This is a genomic window from Candidatus Micrarchaeia archaeon (assembly GCA_041653315.1).
In the GTDB taxonomy this organism is placed as follows: Archaea; Micrarchaeota; Micrarchaeia; order Anstonellales; family JAHKLY01; genus JAHKLY01.
Genome location: JBAZFO010000010.1, coordinates 1 through 20899 on the forward strand (window position 1 = coordinate 1; position 20899 = coordinate 20899).

The 20899-nt window shown below is 26.0% G+C and carries 20 protein-coding genes and 1 tRNA gene; 13 read left to right on the plus strand and 8 right to left on the minus strand.

Translation table 11 applies throughout. From position 1 onward, the window contains the following. A partial coding sequence (locus tag WC356_03160; GenBank protein MFA5382139.1) for a DUF2070 family protein occupies positions 1-1019 on the minus strand: 1019 nt, incomplete at its 3' end. Between the two features lie 65 nt (positions 1020-1084). Between WC356_03160 and WC356_03165 the strand changes: the two genes are divergently transcribed. Further along, the gene (locus WC356_03165; protein ID MFA5382140.1) at positions 1085-1741 is read left to right on the plus strand and encodes an NMD3-related protein; all 657 of its coding nucleotides are present in this window, start codon (positions 1085-1087) and stop codon (positions 1739-1741) included. Here the strand turns inward: WC356_03165 and WC356_03170 are convergent. After that, a complete protein-coding gene (locus WC356_03170; GenBank protein MFA5382141.1) occupies positions 1727-2206 on the minus strand; it encodes a hypothetical protein in 480 nt (159 codons plus the stop codon). The two genes, WC356_03165 and WC356_03170, sit on opposite strands and share 15 nt — an antisense overlap. Before the next feature lie 74 nt (positions 2207-2280). Here WC356_03170 and WC356_03175 point away from each other — a divergent pair, with 74 nt between their 5' ends. Further along, entirely contained in the window at positions 2281-2673 is a 393-nt protein-coding gene (locus WC356_03175) for an ACT domain-containing protein (protein MFA5382142.1), read from the plus strand. On the opposite strand, the gene WC356_03180 is transcribed toward WC356_03175, so the two are convergent. Next, positions 2663-3721, minus strand: a complete 1059-nt coding sequence (locus tag WC356_03180; protein MFA5382143.1) for an NFACT family protein — start codon at positions 3719-3721, stop codon at positions 2663-2665. The two genes, WC356_03175 and WC356_03180, sit on opposite strands and share 11 nt — an antisense overlap. A 52-nt stretch (positions 3722-3773) precedes the next feature. Here WC356_03180 and WC356_03185 point away from each other — a divergent pair, with 52 nt between their 5' ends. Together WC356_03185 and WC356_03190 are read left to right on the plus strand one after the other, a co-directional pair. Further along, positions 3774-4763: a hypothetical protein gene (locus WC356_03185; GenBank protein ID MFA5382144.1), complete on the plus strand. Its 990-nt coding sequence runs from the start codon at positions 3774-3776 to the stop codon at positions 4761-4763. A 76-nt stretch (positions 4764-4839) separates the two neighbouring features. Further along, positions 4840-4972: transfer RNA gene (locus tag WC356_03190), tRNA-Asp, on the plus strand. A gap of 1 nt (position 4973) precedes the next feature. On the opposite strand, the gene WC356_03195 is transcribed toward WC356_03190, so the two are convergent. Next, positions 4974-6203, minus strand: a complete 1230-nt coding sequence (locus tag WC356_03195; protein ID MFA5382145.1) for a hypothetical protein — start codon at positions 6201-6203, stop codon at positions 4974-4976. Between the two features lie 136 nt (positions 6204-6339). Here WC356_03195 and WC356_03200 point away from each other — a divergent pair, with 136 nt between their 5' ends. Genes WC356_03200 through WC356_03220 form a run of 5 tightly spaced genes read left to right on the plus strand, consistent with a single transcriptional unit; the run spans position 6340 to position 10318 of the window. Next, positions 6340-6900, plus strand: a complete 561-nt coding sequence (locus tag WC356_03200) for a hypothetical protein (protein MFA5382146.1) — start codon at positions 6340-6342, stop codon at positions 6898-6900. Between the two features lie 8 nt (positions 6901-6908). Then, entirely contained in the window at positions 6909-8858 is a 1950-nt protein-coding gene (locus tag WC356_03205) for a hypothetical protein (GenBank protein MFA5382147.1), read from the plus strand. Position 8859: 1 nt separating this feature from the next. Then, a complete protein-coding gene (locus tag WC356_03210) occupies positions 8860-9294 on the plus strand; it encodes a hypothetical protein (GenBank protein MFA5382148.1) in 435 nt (144 codons plus the stop codon). Beyond that, positions 9257-9733, plus strand: coding sequence for a hypothetical protein (locus WC356_03215; protein ID MFA5382149.1), 477 nt, complete (start codon positions 9257-9259; stop codon positions 9731-9733). The genes WC356_03210 and WC356_03215 overlap by 38 nt, the downstream gene beginning before the upstream one ends. Then, the gene (locus tag WC356_03220) at positions 9734-10318 is read left to right on the plus strand and encodes a hypothetical protein (GenBank protein ID MFA5382150.1); all 585 of its coding nucleotides are present in this window, start codon (positions 9734-9736) and stop codon (positions 10316-10318) included. Between the two features lie 8 nt (positions 10319-10326). Here the strand turns inward: WC356_03220 and WC356_03225 are convergent, their stop codons facing one another. Both WC356_03225 and WC356_03230 read right to left on the minus strand, forming a co-directional pair. Further along, positions 10327-10788, minus strand: a complete 462-nt coding sequence (locus WC356_03225; protein ID MFA5382151.1) for a hypothetical protein — start codon at positions 10786-10788, stop codon at positions 10327-10329. 9 nt (positions 10789-10797) lie between these two features. After that, positions 10798-12990: an elongation factor EF-2 gene (locus tag WC356_03230; protein ID MFA5382152.1), complete on the minus strand. Its 2193-nt coding sequence runs from the start codon at positions 12988-12990 to the stop codon at positions 10798-10800. A gap of 151 nt (positions 12991-13141) precedes the next feature. Here WC356_03230 and WC356_03235 point away from each other — a divergent pair, with 151 nt between their 5' ends. Genes WC356_03235 through WC356_03250 form a run of 4 tightly spaced genes read left to right on the plus strand, consistent with a single transcriptional unit; the run spans position 13142 to position 19216 of the window. Next, a complete protein-coding gene (locus WC356_03235) occupies positions 13142-15676 on the plus strand; it encodes a hypothetical protein (protein MFA5382153.1) in 2535 nt (844 codons plus the stop codon). Positions 15677-15704: 28 nt separating this feature from the next. Next, the gene (locus WC356_03240) at positions 15705-16343 is read left to right on the plus strand and encodes a hypothetical protein (protein ID MFA5382154.1); all 639 of its coding nucleotides are present in this window, start codon (positions 15705-15707) and stop codon (positions 16341-16343) included. A gap of 36 nt (positions 16344-16379) precedes the next feature. Then, a complete protein-coding gene (cca, locus tag WC356_03245; protein MFA5382155.1) occupies positions 16380-17735 on the plus strand; it encodes a CCA tRNA nucleotidyltransferase in 1356 nt (451 codons plus the stop codon). 53 nt (positions 17736-17788) lie between these two features. Further along, on the plus strand, positions 17789-19216 hold the full coding sequence (locus WC356_03250; GenBank protein MFA5382156.1) for a hypothetical protein: 1428 nt from the start codon (positions 17789-17791) through the stop codon (positions 19214-19216). A 27-nt stretch (positions 19217-19243) separates the two neighbouring features. Here the strand turns inward: WC356_03250 and WC356_03255 are convergent, their stop codons facing one another. After that, entirely contained in the window at positions 19244-19453 is a 210-nt protein-coding gene (locus WC356_03255) for a hypothetical protein (GenBank protein ID MFA5382157.1), read from the minus strand. Positions 19454-19556: 103 nt separating this feature from the next. Then, on the minus strand, positions 19557-20813 hold the full coding sequence (prs, locus tag WC356_03260) for a ribose-phosphate diphosphokinase (protein MFA5382158.1): 1257 nt from the start codon (positions 20811-20813) through the stop codon (positions 19557-19559). Between the last annotated feature and the right edge of the window lie 86 nt (positions 20814-20899).

Here is a 20899-nt window from a genome sequence, read left to right on the forward strand (position 1 = left end):
GAATGACAAATGCAACTTTTATAAGAGCAGTATTTTAATTGAGCTTTTACTGGTTTTAGTTTCATGTTGTTTATTCCATTTTTTATTGCATTTATTATTTTAGAAAGTTCATCTGATGCAACTGGATTAAAATCATGGGTTGCCGTGCCATGAAAAACAAAACAAATTTTATCTTTAAATTGTTCTGCAATTAAATATGAAAATTCACTTCCTCCCAAATTCCCAAAAGGGCCAAAATGTATATACGGGACTATAAATAGAATATCTTGTTTTTTTCCTTTGAATCTTGCTACTCCAACTTGTGTTTCTATTGTTTGACCTATGCTTTCAAAAGTTTCTTCTAATCCTTTTGATTGGTGCATCCACTGGGATAAAAATAAGTTAAATGCTTCAGTACTTTTTATACCAAATACTCGTTTCATAGGTGCATTTACTAATAGTAAGAATACATAAATTCCAATAAAGAAAATTGCAGATGCAAAATATATTTTAATTAAAAAATCTAAGGGGTTATTGCCAGTATAAATATATTCCCCAACAAGTAAAAAAAGACTATTCAAAAATAGTTGTATTAATGCAAAAACTATGGCCAATTTATTTAAACCAAACACAGTATTAAATATTAAGTACCAAAAAGCAAAAACAATTCCAAAACCGATTAAAATAATAATTATATTTATTGGTTCTGAAAATAATAAAGAAGTTGCATAGGATATAGAGTATATAATCATAGTAATAAAACACAAAAATAATATTCTTTTAAGTAATATTTTTCTTTTAATGGCAAATATTAATAAAGCAGAAATTATTGTTGGAACAGTTAATGAAAATAATCCATTCCCCATTGATGCTAAAACAGTATGCCAAGTGTGAATATTTTTTGATATTATCCCAAATATAACTCCAAAAAGAATGCTTAATAAAATAATAAAGAATATTGTAGTTGTACTATCTGGTAATGTGATTAAATATTTTGTTAAATTAATAGCTTTTTGTGAATTATCTTTTTTTTCTTTCATTTGAGCACCTTATTAAAATAATTTTTAGGATAGAGAATATAAAGGTTTGCTATATCAATAAATATATGGAAAAAATATGTCCAAAATGTGGGGCTTCAAGTAATAATAAAGAATTTATTGATTCATTTTGCGTGGATTGTATTAAAATTAAACTTGAACCACCAAAAGAGATTGAGGTTTATTTATGTAAAGAATGTAATAAATTTAGAATAAATAATATTTGGGTTCCTTTTTCTTTAGATTTGTTGGAAAAAGAAATAAAGAAACAAACTAAAGGAGATTTTGATAATATGGTATTATTTTTTGATGAAGAGAAAAAAATCGGAGAATTAAAATATACGGTTTTGGTTGGGGATAATGTTGTTGAAATAAAAAAGAGTATAGAAATTGATATACATAATGATTTATGTAGAGATTGTTCTAGATTACGTGGTGGGTATTATGAAGCAATAATTCAAATTCGAGGAGAAGACGCTAATAAAATAGAAAAACTTTCAGAAAAAATAAAAAAATTAATTATAAGGGAAGGAATTTTTGTTTCGAAAACTGTTAATTTAAAAGAAGGGATAGATGTTTTTGTTTCAAATAAACTTAAATCAATTGAAATACTAACTGAATTGAAATTAAAGTTTAAAAGAACTAGAACGTTATATGGGGTTAAAAAATCTGGTCTTAAAAAGGGAATGCGAAGTTATAGAGATACTTTTTTAGTACGTGTTTAATTTTTTTGGGTGTTTATAAACGCTGTATATAAATAAGAATAATATTAATAGAATGATACCTAATGCACCTAAAAGAATTGTTTCATTCAGTACTATTTGGGTGTTTTTGTTTTCTTCTTTATCTTCCTCCCTTATTTCTATTTTTTCAATACTTATATTAGAAATAAAAGAACTTTTTGTGTTTTCATCTACAATAATTATTTCGTATTCTCCAGTTTCATTTATTTCTAATTGTTTTGTGAATTTTCCATAGGCATTAAGTTTTTCTACTTTAATAATATTCTGATTATGTTTATAATATATGCTAAGTTCTGTTCTTATAGTTTTATTTTGATTATCTAAAAGTTCTATATCATACTTTATTATATTAGATTCATTTAATTGTTGGCTATTAATATTTATTAAAATTGCATTTAGAGGAAAAAAGAATAATCCTAATAAGAATACTAGTAATATATATTTCATAGATTATTTTAATTTAGAAAGGCTTAAATAGGTTAACTTAAAAATAAAATACCTATTAATGGTGGGGGGATATAATGAAAAAAGAACTTTTATTGACTGTTAAATCAAGAGTTGGGTTAATTGCTGATTTATCATTTATTTTAGGTTCTGCACACATTAATATCGAAGATATTCATGTAGTTACTATTGGAGATAAAGCAATTATAAATTTGAAAGTATCTGATGATAAAAAAGCTCTTGAAATTTTAGAGAAAAATGGGTATGCACCAGTAGTTTATGAAGGACTAGTAGTTACTATAAATAATGCCCCTGGAGAATTAGCAAAAGTTTCAAAAATTTTAGCAGATAATAAAATTCAAATTACGAGAATGGATATTATTCAACAAAACCAAGAGAAAGCAGTAGTTTCATTTGATTTAGATAAAATGAAAAAAGCAAAGAAAGTTCTTGAGGAATTTATAGTTTAATTTCTATTTCCTTTGTTTTTTTATCTATTTTTGCGTTTATTTTTTTTAATTCTTCTTCAATCTCATCCCATTTCTTTTCTTCTATTTTTGAACGAACCCAATTAACTACTTTTTCTAATTGTGAATATTTTTCATAGATTAAATCCCCATTTTTTTTATATATTTCTTCTTGTTTTTTTAATTCAGCTTGATGTTCTTCTTGTTTTTTTAATCTATTTTTTAATTTTTTAATTTCGTTTGATTCTTCTTCAATTTCTTCCTTTAAAGAACAGTAGTATTTATCCAATATCTCATTTAATGTATCAAATTTTTTACTTGAATTATACAATGAAAAATCTATTATCTCTTCATTTTCAATAATTGCGTGTGGAGAAGCATTGTTAACCAATTCTTCTATTGATTTTATAATTTTCTTTTTTTCTTCTGAGGTTAATAAATTTCCTTGTTTTTTTTCATTTATTTTAACTTCTTTTAATATTTGTTTAATATATATAGTGCCTAAAGGTAGTTTTGATAAACAGACAATAATATATTTTTCATTTAATAATTTTTCTAATTCACTTAATTTAGGAGTTAAAGGAAAACTTTCTGTTTTGGGAAATAAATATTTTTCATTTCTTCTTATTATTCTATCTTTCCAGTCTTCTCTATGATATGGGGAGATTATTTTATTTTCTTCATCAAGAATAATTAAATTCCCTTTTGAAAACATTTCTAAAATTATTTTATATTTGTTTTCCTTTGTTTCTAATTCAATAATAAAAACACGATCCGTATTATATTGATAAATTTTAGTTATTGTTGCGTTATTAAATTTTTTTCTTAAAAACATAGTAAAATTTGAAGGTTTTTCCGGTGCTTGATCTATAAATTTCGTTAAATGCATTCGTTTTCCCAATTCAATTATTAAATCTTCTCCTTTAATTTTAAATCTAAATATATTTTCATCGAGTTCATAAATTTTATTTACTTTTTTTCCAATAAGTGCTTGAAGTTCTTTAATTATAAACGTATATTCAAAACTTGTCATTTCTCTTTTGTTTTCCATATATAATAAATAATTAATAAACAATATAAACATTTGTTGATAAAATATATTTATGAGTACTAATTTAGAGGAATTTCTTAAAATTAAATTTAATGAAGATAAATTAAATGAAGAAATTGAAAATATTATTAAAGAATATAATGGATTAATTAATAGAGATACTGCTTATAAGATACTTGCTAAAAAAAATGGATATGAATCTAAAGAAAAAATAACTATCTCAAATATAAAAAAAGGAATGAGAAGTATTAATTTAGATGCGGAAGTTATAAGTTTTTTTCCAATATATGAAAGTAAAGGTGAGGTTCCTTTTAAATGTCAAAGAATAATGATTAAAGATGGGACAGGTACAATCCCAGTCGTTTTTTGGAATAATGATATCAATTTTTTAGAAAAAGAAATTGGGTTAGGAGATAAAATAGAAATTATTGATATTTATGAGAATAATGGAGAATTAAATTATACATATCGAACAAAAGTTAATATAAAAAATAAAATCGAACCTATAAAATTTACTGAATTAAAAGATGGATTATGTACTGTTAAGGGAAGAATTGTTGAAATATTTCCAGATTATTATTATAAAAAAAATAACGAAGAAAAAGTAATGTCTTCTTTTAATTTAATGGATGGAAAAGATAAAATTAGAGTTATTGTTTGGGATAATATTGAAGGATATAAAGGAAAATTAACTGAAGGAGATATAATAAAAATAGAGTCTGGATTATTTAAAAGTGGAGAAATACATATTAATAATTTTACTAGGGTGGTTACATTAGAAAAAGCTATTGATTCTGATGTGGTTGTTGGTAAAATTCAAGATGTTAAGTTGCAGAATGAAGAGTTAGTTATTTTTATAGAAGATAAATTACTTTTTTTAAAAGATAAAGAGATATTTAATTTTTTAAAAATCTCTGATTTATCTGAGGACATTAGAATAAATACAATATATGAATTAAAAAAAGATGAATTGATAAATAAAGAGTTTTCTTTTAGTATTATTGAGGAAAACAATAAAATTTATGGTAAATTGATAGATTAATTTTTTTAGTAAGCTTTTTAAAGAGATATAATAATAAAATATTTACTTTTAAGACTTTATTTATATTTTATTTAAAGCTCTGGTGGTGTAGTGGTTAGCATTCAGGACTGTCACTCCTGCGACTCGGGTTCAAAAACCTTCTTTCTTTGGAAAAAGAAAGAAGCTTTACCAAGAAAGAAACTTGGTGTATGGAAATCCCGGCCGGGGCGTTTATTTTTTAAGTTTTCTTTTTTTAAGTGGTTTTTTGTTTATGACATCTTTTGTTTTAATTTTGTTTTTTGAAGAGAATTTGATGTTGCTGTTTGTTCGTGATAAATTATTTTTTTGTTCTTTTATCCTTTCAATAGTTTTTTTATTTTTTTCAGCTATTTTTTTTCTATTTTCGGCTATTATTTTTGTTTTTGTTTTTATTTCACCAATTTTATTTTCTTTATTAATTATTTTTGTTATTTGAGTTTTTTTAGGTTCTTCTAATACTGTCTGTTCTACTGGGGTTTCAATATTTTTTGGGAGTAAGGATTCTTTTTCAATTGTTTTTTCACTAAAAAATTTTTCATTTTTCATCCATTCTGGTCTTCCTTCTGTTTCTTCTGTTTTTTCTCCAAATGCTTGAATAAAATCCTCTGGTTTTGGATCTCTTTCATGTTTTGGGGCAAAATAAAGAACCATACCAAAAATAAGCAGTGCAATAAATATTACTCCAATAACAAAAGGAATAAGGTCTCCTGCATTTAATTCATCATTTGAAATATATGCTGTTGTCAATTCTTTATTAGATAATTCTTCAACTTCAACTGAATAACTTTCAACTGTTTCAATTTTTGAAATTTTAAAAGAATAAGTTCCTTTTTCTTGCGGAGTTATTTTTGCTACTCCCCTTGAATCTGTTAAAATTATTTCTTCTTTTTGAGAAGGAGAAATTGATAAAATTTCAAGTTCTGGGACTGCTTCATTATCTTCTGTTATTGCAGTTAAAAGCATTTCATCTCCTATTCTTCCAATTGTTGGAGGAATTAAAATAATATTTTTATTTTCAATTTCAAGATATGGAGAACTGATATTTTCAAAATTTTTGAGTTCTCCTTTAATAATGATTGACATTTTAATTTCTTCATTTGTTCCTACATTTTCAAATTTCCATTTTATTCTTTCTTCTTTTACTTCTCCTTCTGGATAAAGAGTGTATTTCATATCTTTTGGAATATAATTTATATTTTCTTTTATTTCAATACTTTTCTTTGGAATCGCATTGTTTTTGATATTTATAGTTATGTTTGTATTAAATCCTTCAGTTTGTACCTCTCTGATTATGTCTAATTTTGGTTCAGAAGTTATTTCTATGGTTCTTTCAATTTTCAAATCATTATTTTCATAAACATATGTTTCTGCAAATGTATTTAATATAAAAATAAACATTAATAAAAAAATTATTTTTTTCATTCATTCATCACCTCAACCTACACACATATGTTATTATTTATACCACAATTCATTTTAAAGCTTTCGTTGTTTATGGTTTTGTATGAATAAAGCATCTTGGAAAGATATTTAAATATACTCTTATAAATTAATCTCTATGAAAGCATTCGCTTTTACCTTTGATTCATTCATTGCATTTATACTTGCAATTACCTTACTTTATGGTTTATTTATGGTAATTTCATTACCAAATGGATATTTTTCAGAATTTGAACAGACATATATTTTAGCAAAGGATACAGCAACTATGTTAAGATATGCAGATGATGTTTCTGGAGATGCATATATAGATTTAATAGCAGAAAGTTTTGTTGGTGCAGGGAGTCCAGATGCTTCAAGGGTGTGTATGGATATCAGAAATAATATACCAAATCAGTACGGATTTGTTTTAGAGTATTTTGATGATACTTCAAATACTTGGCAAAATATGAATTGTGATGAAAAAACAGGAAATAATTATTATTGTAGTGATTATAAAAAAGCAAAAGCAGCAGCCCCAATAATTTTAACTGCATATTCAGTATTACCAAATTCTACAATAAAACAATATGGATATATTCAATGTGATGGAAATTATACTTTATGTGGGAATCCTGGGTCAACATTTATTGAAGGAGATGTAGAAGTAAAATTATTGAGATTAATAGTTTGTGTTTAGGTGTTTAAATGAAAGATAAAAAAGGATTTATATTTACAATATCAATTGTTCTTTTATTAGTAGTAGTAGTTTTATCAGTTTTTTATTATAATAAAACAATAACTGAAAGAGAACATAGAACTACTGAAAAATTTAAATTTATTGCAGTTAGTCAAGTATTAGATATGATGAGTGAAGAAGAAATTTCTGATTATGCAGAAATGTCTTCTTTTTATGCTTTATATTCTTTAAATGAATTTATAATTGAGAAAAATGAACCATTAAAACAAGGAAGTGGACCTTCAAATAATAAATATACAGAATTTGTTAATAAATCCATATATTCTTTAATGATTGATGGAAATGTTCCAAATGGTTATTTCCAAAATTCAGCAGCTAATTTTGCATATAATTCAGATGAAAAAAGTAAATATGTATTTAAAGAGTGGTCTAATAAAATTGATAAAATTTGTGCACAATTAGGATATACATGTAATATTTCTGATGTAAGGAATTTTTCTTATACCCAAAATGACTCATGGGGCGTAAATATTTATTTTGAAGCAACAACAAATGTTGAAAGTAATGATGGGCGATTTAAAAGAGAGCAAAATATTACAGTTAATAAGACTTATTCAATAGAAGGGTTTAATGATCCTTTAGTTTCAATTTTAATGAAGACTGAAGGGAGCATAGATGAAGCAAGAAGACAAGTATTCAGGTATGATGGAATACAAAACCCAAAACCAGATGATGTTGATTTATTATTATTAAGTGAAGCAGATAAAGGAAAAGGATTTTTTTATGGTCCAGTTGTAAGTCTTTCTGATATTAAAATAACAACTGGCGGGATTACTACTTATTATTCTGATGCGAAATCAAGTAAATATATTTTAAGTTCAAGAGCAACAGAGTGGAATTCTTTAACAACACCAGAGAAGGATACTTTAATAGAAACATATGGTGGATTTATAGTAACTAATGTTATTGATGAATGTTTTGAATATAATCGAACAGGTTCAACTAGTTCTCCACAAACTGTTACTGTTACTGTTTGCAGAGGAAAACCTGGACAAAGAAATGTTGACATTACAGTAACTTGTCAAGGAGTTTGTAATTATGAAGATTGCACTGCCACAAATTGTCCTTTTGATTGTTATGAAGGAATAACAGATTGTAATTGGAGATATGATACAGTTAGTTATGGTGGAACATTATCCCCTTCAATTGATTGTGATGGTGTTTCAGGTTTACCTTTTGATTTTGTAGGTGGTGATCCTTTAGAAGAATTTAAAACACATTCAGATTATGCTGGGATAAGAGCTAATTTATGTAATCATGCAGGCATAGAAAGTTCTATTTCTGGTTTAGGTACCGGTTCAATTACAAATGAGGTTGAAAAACCATATTTATTTTATTTTAGTGGAAATTCAAATTTTAATAGTGTTCCAAAACCCATAAATTATCCAGTGTCTGATGATTTTTATGGTTCTTTAGGTGGAAGAAGGTTTGTTTTAATTAATAATGAAAATGACCACGATGTTTTAGCAAATGAAGCATACGGTGGATATCATGAGTTATGGAATATTAATGATTTTAGAGAATTAGTGATGTGTGGTTCTTATGTTGAAGTTCCAGAAGGACCATCATTTTTTCAAAGAATGATTTATCAAGGTGAAAGATTATATAGTGATGATTTTGGTTTAGAAACTTTTATAGTGGGGCCATTTATTGATGTGGATAATGATGATTTATGTCAATTAGATAGAGATTTTATTAATGGAGAAACTTTTGATAATTTAATAAAAGGAATGCCAGGATGCAATTCTTTTGAATTAACTTCTACATTTGGAGATTTAGATGATCCAGTATCACAAATAGGTACAGGTCATTTTGGATTAACCAAGGAAGTAATTAATAGATATAATTTAGAAGATATTTTATGTGGTGGAGATAGAGATAGTGCAAGATGTGATTAATATGAAAAAAGGACAAGTATCAATTGAAGTAATTACTCTTTTAGGATTTATATTATTATTTTCTATACCTTTATTAGTCTTATTAACTTCCTTAGATACTGATAATAGTGCAATAATGCAGGCAAAAACCTCAACACAAATGTTAGCTGATACTGCTAATTCTGTGTATATGCAAGGTCCAGAAGCTTATAAAATTATTTCAATTGGTATGCCACCAAAATTAAAAAACATAACATTTGAAAGCAATCCAGGAGGTTTAAGCGAAATAATATTTACTTTAGAAACTGATACTGGAAAATTAGATATTGTATCTACTTCATTTGCCAATTTAGATACAACTTCAAATATAACTGGAATTGCAGGATTTAATTCTGGTTTACAAAAGGTGAAAGTTGAATATGATGGAAATTTTGTTAAATTTACAGCAGTCCAATAAAAAAGGACAAGCAGCATTGGAATTTTACATGTATGCCGCAGCATTAGTATTATTTATAGGAATAATTTCATTAATTTTTTTAAATATGGGATTTGATGAGAGTGAACAAAGAGAGATAGAATTAGTATATGAGATTGGGGGGAGTTATGCAGATATGATTAATTTTGCTTTAGTTGCTGGCGATGGATTTCAAGGAAAATTTTATGTTCCTAAAGAAATAAATAATATGCCATATAAAGCAAGTTTTGGAAATGAATTAACTTCACAAGTTAGCGGTTTTGTTACTATTGAGTATCAAGGAAGTAAAGGAATTAGAACTTATTCATATCCATTAAATACAAAAAATATATCTGGGGATTTAGTAATCAATCCATTAAGTATTGTTGATCATATTTTGTTAAATAATACGAATGGAACGATATATATACAGGTGAATTAAATGAATAAAAATACAAGAAAAGGACAATATTTTTCATTTGATATAATTATTGCAGTTATACTTTTTATAATTACTATTAGTCTAATTTTTTCTTATTGGTTTTCTATAAGAGAGATAATAAAAACAAATGATTCTGAAACATATAGAACTGCAATAAGAATAAGTGATGTTTTAGTTTCAAAAGGAAATCCAGAATGGGATGGTTTAGAAAGCTGGGTTAATAGATTAAATATAAATCCAGATGATATAATGGTTGCTGGTTTTGCTTATGATTCAAATTCTCCTGTTTTAAAAGAGGAAATTATTTGGGGTTTAGAAGATTTTGTTGGTAATGCAGAAGATGGAAGTTTGCATGTTAATTCATATAATACTTTAAAAAGTGTATTAAGAACTGGTTATAATGTTAATATAAAAGTTTTTCTTGAAGGAGATTATGCAGGGGGGGTTGGGACCCCAACTTATGATATTGGTTTAAATAATTATACAAATACAAATGAAACAGTTGCTTCTTATACAAGGGTTATTGTATTAAATAATACCTACGGAAATTTAGTTAGAGGAAATTTACAAGTTAATCTTTGGTAAATAAAAAGTTAAATATAATTTAATCTTTCTAATTCTTTTAAACATAACTCACAAGAAGTTTTTTCCTTTGTATGATGATAGTCTGAAGGGAAATATTTAACTATTTGAACATAAAGATTTCTTTTTCCGTTTTTAATTAAAGAAGTACTTGTTAGTGTTTTATTTTCTTTAAAGAAGTTTGCAGCAATTTCTAAAATTAAAGTTCTGTTATATTTACTTTTTCTTGTTTTTTTCTTTTTGATTTGTAAAGGAATTAAATCTTCAAAAGATTTTGGAATATAAGTAGGTTTTTTTCTAGCAAGAATATTTTTAACAGCCATTCTAATTATTGTTTGATGGGTGGAGAATTCTTTAATTCCTCCCCAAAATAAGACACTTTCTAAGAAAATTTTATCTTTTTTTATCTCTCTAACTTTGTTTTTTCCAATATTGATAATTTTTTGCCTTGTTTTTCTATATGAAAGTGTCATTTAATTACCTTAAGCATCCATAAATTCTTTTGCTATTGGGGGTTCAGGTTTTTCACCTTTCCTTTTTCTTATTGAAGTTACTATTTGATCTTGTAAGTTTTTAGGAACTTGTTCATATCCTGCATATTCTTGATACCAAATTGCTTTTCCTTGTGTAGTTCCTCTAATATTATTTGAGAAACCAAATAATTCTGCTACTGGTACTTTCATTGTGACTGCAGATATTTCTCCTTCTTGTTCCATATTAATTAATTGTCCTCTTTTACCTTGCATTAAGGTAATAACTGCATTTGAATATTCGTGTGGTACTTGTACGAGAATATTTTGTTTTGGTTCTTGTAATATCATATTCGCAGATAGCATACAAGCATATATTGGTCTTCTTACAGTTGGAAGAATCTGTGCAGGTCCTCTGTGTACTGGGTCTTCATGTATTGAACCATCTAATAATCTTACTTTAACTCCAACAACTTTTTCATGAGATAATGGACCTTTACTCATTGCTTCTTCAAATCCTTGAATAATTAATTCCATAATTTCATTTAAATACTGGACACTAACTGAGTCATCAATTAAAATATTATTACCATATACATCGATTACTCTTTTTGCTTCATCTCTTCCCATCCCTGCTTCAATCATTTTATCTATAGATATTTTTCCTTTTGGTTTTCCTTGATTTATTGCTTGATTTTCAATTGCTTCAATTATATTTTTTTCTAGTGGTTCTACACTGAATTGTAATTTAGTATGTTTATTTGGAGACTTTCCTTCAAGTGGCCCAAATCCGGCAGTTATAGATTCTCTATAAACTACAATTGGGGGAGAAGTTATTATTGGTAATTTCTTTTCATTTCTGATTTTATATTCGATAATTTCTAAATGTAATTCTCCCATACCTGAAATTAAATGTTCTCCTGTTTCCTGATTAATTGTTACTTTTAAAGTTGGATCTTCTTTAGATAAAGACCTTAATACTTGGATTAATCTTGCTAAATCCTTGCTGTCTTTTGCTTCAATTGATTTAGTAATAACTGGTTCTGAATAATGTTTAATTTGTTCAAAAGGTTCTATTTCTCCTTCTGATACTGTTTCTCCAACATAAATATCTTTTAATCCAACAATACCAACAATATTACCTGCAATAATTTCTTCGCATACGACTCTATCTTTAGCCATGTAAATACCTATTTGTTGGATTTTTTCACTTTTTAATTTAGAAGCTAAAAATAATTCTTTACTTTTTGATACTTTTCCTGAAAATAATCTTACTAATGCAACTTCACCAGCATGTGGGTCATTAACTACTCCAACAACTACACCAACTGCTTTTCCTTCTGAATTGCAAGTAACCATATTTTTTCCTAATTCTGATTCTAAATCTCCTTTCCATATTTGTGGGATTCTGTATTTTTGAGCAGTTAATGGATTAGGTAAGTGTTCGATTACCATTCCAAGTAAAACTTCATCTATAGGTGATTTTTTTACTAATTCTGCGTCATTTCCTCCTGCGCACAAATCAATTATTTCTTTAAATCCAATGTTTGACTTTTTCATAGAATTAATTGAAACAGCCCATTTTAAGAATGCAGATCCAAAACAAATATTGCCTTTTTCAACTCCAATGTGCCATGATTGTTTATATTCTGGAGGACCAAATTTATCAATTAAAATATTAACCCCAGTTATAATTTTTATTAATTTTTCCTGCATTGCTTCAGGAGTTAATTTTAATTCTTTAATTAATCTATCAACTTTGTTTACAAAAACAGTGGGTTTTGCTCTTTCTTTCATTGCTTGTCTTAAAACTGTTTCAGTTTGGGGCATAATTCCTTCAACTGCGTCAATAACCAATACAATTCCATCAATTGCTCTCAAAGCTCTTGTTACATGGCCACCAAAATCAACGTGTCCAGGCGTATCAATTAAATTAACTAAGTAATTATCATTTTCATAAGAGAAAGCTAGAGATATATTTGCAGAATTAATTGTAATTCCTCTTGCTTGTTCTTGTTCATCAAAATCCATAACTCTTTGTTCTCCAGCAGTTTCTTTATTTATCAATCCAGCTCTTGATACCAAGGAATCAGTCATTGTTGTCTTTCCATGATCTACATGTGCAACAATTGCTATATTTCTAACGTGATTTACATCTTTCATAATTTTTTGAACTTCTTCTACAATAAATTCTTTTCTAGCCATATAATTCAACTCCTTTTTTTTAAACTAAGTGTAAACTCATTTAAAATAAGTGGATATTTTATTATTACAAGATATTTAAAAGGTTTTCCTTCTGCGTTTTTAAAAACGAGAGTTTTTTAAAGGTAGAACAATATATCTAAAATGAAGATAAATGAGCCCAATACATAAAAATGAAACAAAAACGGCAGTTTTTGATGCAGTATATTCTATAGATTTTGATACTGCTAATTCTATTAATCTTAAAGTAGAACCAATGTTTGATAAATTTAAACAAGTAGATAGATTGATTTTTAGTAAATATGATTTTTATAGAAAAAAATTTGAAATTAATAGTAAAAAATTTGATTTATGTAAAGATAAAATGATGAAAGATGCAAGAGAGTATCAAGCAAAAGCAGAAGAAGCTTTTAGTAAAATGAAATATTATAATTATATCTTAAAGGAATTTAGAAATAATATATCTGAGATTAAAAATTCAAATTTAGACCAAGATGAAAAGGCACTTGCTTTTTCTAGTTTTTATCTTTCTTGTTCACAAATAGAACAGCAAATAAATAATCTTGAATGGAAAGAGGATTTAATAACTAATCAAACTAAATATCTTATAATCAGTTCCTCAAATAAAATACAAGATTTAAAAAATATTAAATTAAATTTAGAAACTGCTTTAGAATCAACTAGATTATTTATAAAATTTATTGAAAGTGAGTTTGAAAAAGTTGAAAATTATAATAAAGTTTTAGAAAATTATAAAAAATTAGAAGAAAGTATAAAAATTGAATTAGAAAAGTTTGAGAAAGGGAAGAGTATAAATATAACCGAAATTTTAAAATTAGAAAAAGAAGCTTCAAAAACATTACAAAAATATGTTTTTGCAATTAAGAAAAAAGAAGAGCATAAAGAATATTATGCAAAAAATAATTTTTTAAAAGATACTCTTTATTTTTTTAAAGAAGAATATCCTTGGACTTTGGATCTTGCTATGGTTGCTGGTTCATTAGTTGCAACATGGTTTACAAAAGGTGCAACTTCTAAAGCAGTAGTTGTGTCTTTGGGTATGTTAAAAGCAGCGACAACAGGATATTTTATTGGAACTGGATTAACAGATTTAGCTTATGAACACTATACGGATACTGCAACACCCTATTCAATTGTTAAAAATGCGTCTAAAGTTTTGATTCCTTCATCTTCATTTGTTAAATCCCCAGCTTTTTTAAGTTCCTCAAGTAGTGTTTGGTTTAAATCAGTAGGTTTTGCTTCAGAATCTAAAGCAGCAGAAATTTTAACTGATGTTTCAATGTTGGGTTCTGCAGGTATGCAGGCAGGAGTTTTTATTGACACTGGAAAAATTATTATAGACGCTAGTAAATTAGGGTGGACTACAGAAGATGTTCAAAAGCTTATATCAGATGGTATTCTTGTTTTATTATCTATACAGCCAAATATAGAAAAAGCAGTTAAAAATAAAAAAACCATAAAAACAAATGAAGAGTTATACAAATATATTTCTTCTCAAAATTTAGAACAAGTAAGACTAGATTTTAAAGGTGGAAAAACATCTATTTTATTTTTAAATGAAGTTGGGGTGCCTCTTTCAGATATATATATTGAAAGTATTTCAGATATGCAATTAAAATTAATTCAAAGCACGAGTGGATTGGGTGAGTTTTCTGTTTTAGTTGATAAAAATGATTTTTTATACTCTTTAACTGATCTTAGTAAGTATAATATGTTGCAAAAAGGAGAAATGCAGGATTTATTAATTAATTATTCAAGAAATTATACTGATTATTCTTTTTCTGAATTTATTGGGGAATTATATAGCCGGAATGTGCCCGTAAATGTTGCAGGTCTACTATTGAATGAAGAATTTAGGAATTCTTTTTATGAATTAACTAGAACTAAAGAATTTCAAAGAGTTTATGGAAAAATAGATGTTTCTCAATTATGGAATGCACAATTTATACGATATGAAGGAACTAATCCAATTTATCGTGTACTTACACAAGAAGGGGCATCTTTCTTTTTAAAATTTGATGACTGTTCGCCAGATCTTTTTTCTATGAAATTAGCAAATTTTCTTGGTTTGCCTTCTTATAGTATTATTCCTTCAAATACTGCGAATTTTGCAGTTATAGAAGAGGTCAAAGGAAGTACAATAGATCGGATATTTACTGAAGATAGAGTTCCAATAAATTTTAAAGGTGATGTAGATGTTTATATTAAATTGGATAATTCAAATACCTATTTAAAAGAAAAATATAATCATAATCAAGGAAAAATTTTTGCTTTTGAAGTATTATTAAGATTATCTGATTCACATTCAAAAAATTATATAATTCAAGTAGAGGTAAAAGGAAATAATATTATTAATTATAATGTAACTAGAATAGATTATGAAGGAGTATTTTTATACCCTTCTAATTTTAATCAATTAAAAACTTTTTATTTGGAAGATTGGTTTATTACTGAAAAAGTAAAAGAGGGTTTTATAGATACGTGGGGAAATTTTAAACGTAATAAAAACCTTATTAATTTTATTAAAACTGAATTATCTCAAAATCCAAATATGGTTCAATATCTTAAAGATAATAATTTAGATCAAAATCAAATAATTGTTGGGTTTGAAGAGATATTAGAAAAGTCCCCTAAGGAAGCATGGAATATATTTATCAAAAGCAAATAGTTATAAATGTAAAATGAGAAAGGTACATATGAAAAATTTACAACATCAACAAGAAGGAATTTCCGAATTACTTAGAGTTTCAAATGTGTTTGAAAGAATTAAATTATTTGATTCTTCAATCTTAGAAACTGATTTAAAACCAAAGGGAAAAGTAATTATTTCAGATTTATGGTTTTTTAACTTTAATAAAAGAAGATTATATAAAAAAGAATTAAAAATTCACCAAACTATTGATTTTCCAAGTGTAGGTAATAAAATTATAAACCAATTTTTTTCTGAAATTGATAGTATGTATTTACTTCATAATAAAGATAAAATATATCAAAACAATGATACGTTTTATATTCCTTCAAAAGGTGAAAAAGCTATTTTATTTTTAATTTTAAAATATCCAAATATTTGGGAAAATTCAAAACAGATTTTAAAGAGCTTATTACAAAAAAAAGATATTGATTTTAATAATTATTCGGAAGAACAAATTGCATCTGCGTTAATTATTATTAATATATTATCTTTTGGATTATCTGGTATTTCATCTAATATTAATTTGAAAATGGAGATGAATAATAGATTGATAGATTCTAAAAAATATAATGAAACTCTTAGATTTTTATATTTATATCAATCTAATATTTTAGAAGATTTTGTTGAATATATAAAACCATAACGCTACATTTTTATTCCTTAGCTTCGTGTTATTCATATGGCAGATGCTAAAATCAACAGTGTTCTTAATAAAGCGCTTAAAAATATAATACCTTCAAAGAGCGAAACAGATAAAGACAAAAAAATATTAGAAGAGGTTTTTGATTTATTAAAAAGCGCGACTCCTTCGTATGTTAAAGTGGTATTAGTAGGAAGTGTAGCTAAAGAAACTCAATTAAAAAACAAAAAAGATTTTGATGTTTTTCTATTATTTCCTAAGAGATATACAAAAGATAAATTAGAAAAAGTGGGATTAAAAAGTGCAAAAAAAGCTTTTTCAAAATATCCTTGTAAAAAAGCATATGCTGAACACCCATATTTAAAAGTAGAGTATAAAGGATATGATATTGATGTTGTTCCTGCTTATAATATTAGTGATATAAAAGATAAAGGAACAGCAGTTGATAGGTCTCCTTTACATTCTGAGTATATAAATTCTCACCTAAGCAATAAACAAAAAAATGAAGTTAGATTATTAAAACAATTTATGAAAAGTCAAAATATATATGGTGCAGAAATAAGAATTGAAGGTTTTTCAGGATATTTATGTGAATTATTAATAGTTAAATATAGTTCATTTTTTGATCTTATAAAAAACGCTTCTAATTGGGAAATACCTATGATTATAGATATTGAAAATTATTATAAAAATAATTTAATAGAAATGTTTCCAAATGTACCTATGATTGTTATTGATCCAGTAGATAAAGATAGAAATGTTGCAGCAGTAGTTTCTTCTACTTCTTTAAGTGTTTTTATATTTTCCTGTAGACAATTTCTTAAAAATCCAAATATTAATTTTTTCTTAAGAAAAACAAAAAATATTTCAAATGGTCAGTTAAAAAAAATAATTGAAAATAGACAAACAGATATTTTAGTAATTAGTTTTAAAGCACCAGATTTAGTTGAAGATACATTATGGCCGCAATTAAGAAAAACAGCAGTTGCTTTAAAAAATTATTTTAGAAAACAGGGTTTTGAGAAGTTTGGTTATTATTATTGGTCTGATGAAAAAGAATGTATAATTATGTTTGAATTTTTAATTTCAAAATTACCTGGTGTTGTGAAATATATTGGTCCAAAAATAACACAAGAAAAACATGTTGAAAGTTTTATAAATTCCCATAAAAAAGCTTTGGATATTCATATTGAGCATGATTATATCTGTGCTGTTGAAAAAAGAAAGGTAAGTGATATTAAACAAGCATTTAAACAAGCATTAAAAGCTAAAATTGGAATTCCAAAAGTATTTTTACCAATAATTAAAAAATCAAAATTATTATCAAAGAATTATTTAATTAAAAAAGAATATAAACAAATAGCAATAGAGTATTTTACAAGGACAATTAGATAATTTATTTTATTTCAACTTATGGTTTTATAAGGTTTTTTTATTATAAGTTAAGTATGCGAATTAACTTAGATAGGAAATCTAAAATTTTAAGATATAATAAAAGAATTATTAATCCAATAATTAAAAATAATTTAGGAAAAAAGAATTCTGAAATAGCAGAAGAGATAAATAATATAGAAAAAATTAGAGAAGAGTTAAGTGGAAGAGAAATAACAGATTTTGATATAAAATATTATTTAGAAAATACTTTTTTTGAAGAGTATCCAGATCTTAAAGAAACTCATAAAAACAAAAAGATAAAATCAAAATACGTATATAATTGGATGGATAAATTTGATTTTATTATTAATATGATTGAAACGCATTTAGATTGGGATGCAAAACAATATACTGATGAATTAAACAGAAATTTTCCTAAGGAATTACATAAAGCAAAAGTAGAAGGTATGAAGGATTTTTTAACAAGAGTAGTTTATAAAAAAAGAGAAGACCTACTTAAAAAAAGAGAGGAAGCAGTAAAAGTTAGAAGAGGGAGTTATAATTTTAAAGGCAAAGAAGATAGATTGCTTGAAATTTTTAAAAAAAATATAGATAGAAAATGGAGAGAATTAGCTAAAATTGTTAATAAAGAATTTCCTGATGAATTTATTAAAATTACTGGGAGAAAATTGCAGGATTATTTTGTTATAAAAGTTTTCCCAGATTATCCAAAACTTAGGGAAGATCATGTTAGACTTACTAGTTTAAGACATGGTTATATTTGGACAGAAGAAAAAATTAAATATCTTAAAGAACTTTTAAGAATTGAACCTAAATTATCACGTGATGAAATAATTAAAAAAATGAACCAAGAATTTAAAGAAGTAAAGGGATTGACTAGAAGATCTTTAGCAAATGGATTAGGACCGCATGTTTATAGAGAAGTTAAAAAAGAAAAAGGAAGAATTATTTGTGTATTTAATAGAAAACCATTGAAAAGAAATATTGAATGGGAAGGAGAAATTAAACAAAGAGTTGCGGAACTGTTAGAAATAAGCCCAAAAATAAAAAAACAAAAAATAAATAATTTAGATGAACTTTTAAAAGAATTAAAAGAGGAATTCCCAGAATTTGAATATAATCTCACATATTCAAAAATTTATAATTATATCGTGAGAAAGTTTCCAGAGCATTTAGATAGATTAAAAATACAATTTGAATTAAGGAAGGAATATGTTGATTTTTGGTTTTCTAAAGTTGTTGAGAATCAAAAAATCACTGTTAATGAAATTTTAGATCTTACAAAACAAAAATTTTCAAGCCCTTATTGTCAAAAATTACCTTCAAAAGATGCAATGGAACGTTATTTAAGAATTATAAAAAGAAACGTTTCTATTCCTGAAAATATAGAAGAAAAAAGAAAAATTCTAGAAGATCTAACAAAAAACAAATTAAAAAGCAGAAAGGCCAAAAAAGAGGCCTTTGATATATGCGTGGTTTAAAGGTAGGAGGCGCTTTAACCGCAACAACTAGAAAGCAATATGATCTATTTCAATAATCTCAGAACTATCTTCATCTAATTCTACAAACACCCTTTCTAATGAATTTTCATCCATTTCAGTGATTAGTACTGCTTCTTCTCCAAAAATATCTATTTTTGTTGATAATCTTAATTTTTCAAGTTTATCTATTATATAAATAAGTTCTTCAAATCCCATTCCGTTTACATTCATTCTCATTTAATCACCCCAGTTGAGTTCTATAAGAAATAGCGAAAATAAAGCTTTTAAATAAGGCCAAAGAGAGTACTTTTCCGGTCAAAAACGTCTGAAAAAGTAAAGATTATGCTTCAAAACTATATACATCTTTCAAAGAATATCCAAAATGTAGATTATAAATTGCCTTTGCTATCATACCTGCTATACTTACTTCGTGTATAAAAGGATAATTTTCATAAAATTCTGGGGTTCTGCATATAGAATCAGTTATTATTAATTCATGCAATAACCCTTCTTTATATAAATTACTTAATCTTTCTAAAGCAGGAGGACTAAAAACAGGGTGAGTTGTTATTACTACAACTTTTTTTAAGTTTGGATTTAATTTTTTATATGCTTTTATAACTTCACATAATGTTCCTGCTGTATCTATCATATCATCTCTTATTAATAATTTGTCGCGTATTTCATTGCAAATTATTTGTGTTTTCAGTATTTTATTTGGCATGAATGGATCTCTTAATTTTATAGTTAATCCCATAGGAATTCTTGGTCTTCCATCTATTATTAATTTATTTGCTGTTATGTCTGTTTCTTGCGCTGCACCAGTATCTGGGGCGAGAATAATAAATTCATCTAAGTAATTAGGATTTAATTCTTTGAATTTTTCTAATAAAATTCTAGTTGGGAAAACATTATCTATTGTTACTTCTTTTCCAAATCCCACAATTGCTTGATTATGCAATTGAAATGCAAGAATTTTATTAGTTGCTCCTGCGTTTTCGTATCCTCGTATATGGTCTTTTGCATGCAATCCTTCTCTTGTTTGTCTTTTATCCTGTCTTTGGTCCCCTAAACAGGGTTCTATTAAACTAATATACCTTGGTGGTGCGTTTTTTAAAGCAGAAAGAATATAATCTGTAATTATAGTATTATGCGCTGGTGAATATTCTTTTTTGATAAATGCTTGAATTGTTTTTTCGTCAATATCTAAAGGAGAATTATAATTTTTTCTTTTTCCATTTAAATTATATATATAAATAAGTTCTCTCATTATTTCTAAAGAAGTTATTTCTGGATTATAAACTTGTGATAAAATAAAAGCATCAGTATCTCTAACTGATTCACCTTCAACTATCTTAAATTCTCCATTCGCAAAATAAACTACTTCAATTGGTGAAAGACATACTTCTTTTTTTCCATTTCGCTGTTCTTTATTTAATTCCCATAGTTCTTCAATATTTCTTTTTTCTAATTCTCTATTTTCATTTTTTACTTCGTTATATCTGGTTTCTAATAAGGTATTTATTTCATTAATAACTTTTTTTCCAATAAAATAAGCAGCAGGTGAAGCTACAATAACTAATCTTGAATTTGTCATATTAATCACCAACACACGCATGTATTATTAGCTACAAAAAGTTATTAAATATTTGTTTTTGATCTTTTTAAATATTAAGAAATTAT

Coding starts and splice junctions, on each gene's coding strand:
- WC356_03165 (MFA5382140.1), top strand. CDS start 1,085: ATGGAAAAAATATGTCCAAAATGTGGGGCTTCAAGTAATAATAAAGAA.
- WC356_03170 (MFA5382141.1), bottom strand. CDS start 2,206: ATGAAATATATATTACTAGTATTCTTATTAGGATTATTCTTTTTTCCT.
- WC356_03175 (MFA5382142.1), top strand. CDS start 2,281: ATGAAAAAAGAACTTTTATTGACTGTTAAATCAAGAGTTGGGTTAATT.
- WC356_03180 (MFA5382143.1), bottom strand. CDS start 3,721: ATGGAAAACAAAAGAGAAATGACAAGTTTTGAATATACGTTTATAATT.
- WC356_03185 (MFA5382144.1), top strand. CDS start 3,774: ATGAGTACTAATTTAGAGGAATTTCTTAAAATTAAATTTAATGAAGAT.
- WC356_03195 (MFA5382145.1), bottom strand. CDS start 6,203: ATGAAAAAAATAATTTTTTTATTAATGTTTATTTTTATATTAAATACA.
- WC356_03200 (MFA5382146.1), top strand. CDS start 6,340: ATGAAAGCATTCGCTTTTACCTTTGATTCATTCATTGCATTTATACTT.
- WC356_03205 (MFA5382147.1), top strand. CDS start 6,909: ATGAAAGATAAAAAAGGATTTATATTTACAATATCAATTGTTCTTTTA.
- WC356_03210 (MFA5382148.1), top strand. CDS start 8,860: ATGAAAAAAGGACAAGTATCAATTGAAGTAATTACTCTTTTAGGATTT.
- WC356_03215 (MFA5382149.1), top strand. CDS start 9,257: ATGATGGAAATTTTGTTAAATTTACAGCAGTCCAATAAAAAAGGACAA.
- WC356_03220 (MFA5382150.1), top strand. CDS start 9,734: ATGAATAAAAATACAAGAAAAGGACAATATTTTTCATTTGATATAATT.
- WC356_03225 (MFA5382151.1), bottom strand. CDS start 10,788: ATGACACTTTCATATAGAAAAACAAGGCAAAAAATTATCAATATTGGA.
- WC356_03230 (MFA5382152.1), bottom strand. CDS start 12,990: ATGGCTAGAAAAGAATTTATTGTAGAAGAAGTTCAAAAAATTATGAAA.
- WC356_03235 (MFA5382153.1), top strand. CDS start 13,142: ATGAGCCCAATACATAAAAATGAAACAAAAACGGCAGTTTTTGATGCA.
- WC356_03240 (MFA5382154.1), top strand. CDS start 15,705: ATGAAAAATTTACAACATCAACAAGAAGGAATTTCCGAATTACTTAGA.
- cca (MFA5382155.1), top strand. CDS start 16,380: ATGGCAGATGCTAAAATCAACAGTGTTCTTAATAAAGCGCTTAAAAAT.
- WC356_03250 (MFA5382156.1), top strand. CDS start 17,789: ATGCGAATTAACTTAGATAGGAAATCTAAAATTTTAAGATATAATAAA.
- WC356_03255 (MFA5382157.1), bottom strand. CDS start 19,453: ATGAGAATGAATGTAAACGGAATGGGATTTGAAGAACTTATTTATATA.
- prs (MFA5382158.1), bottom strand. CDS start 20,813: ATGACAAATTCAAGATTAGTTATTGTAGCTTCACCTGCTGCTTATTTT.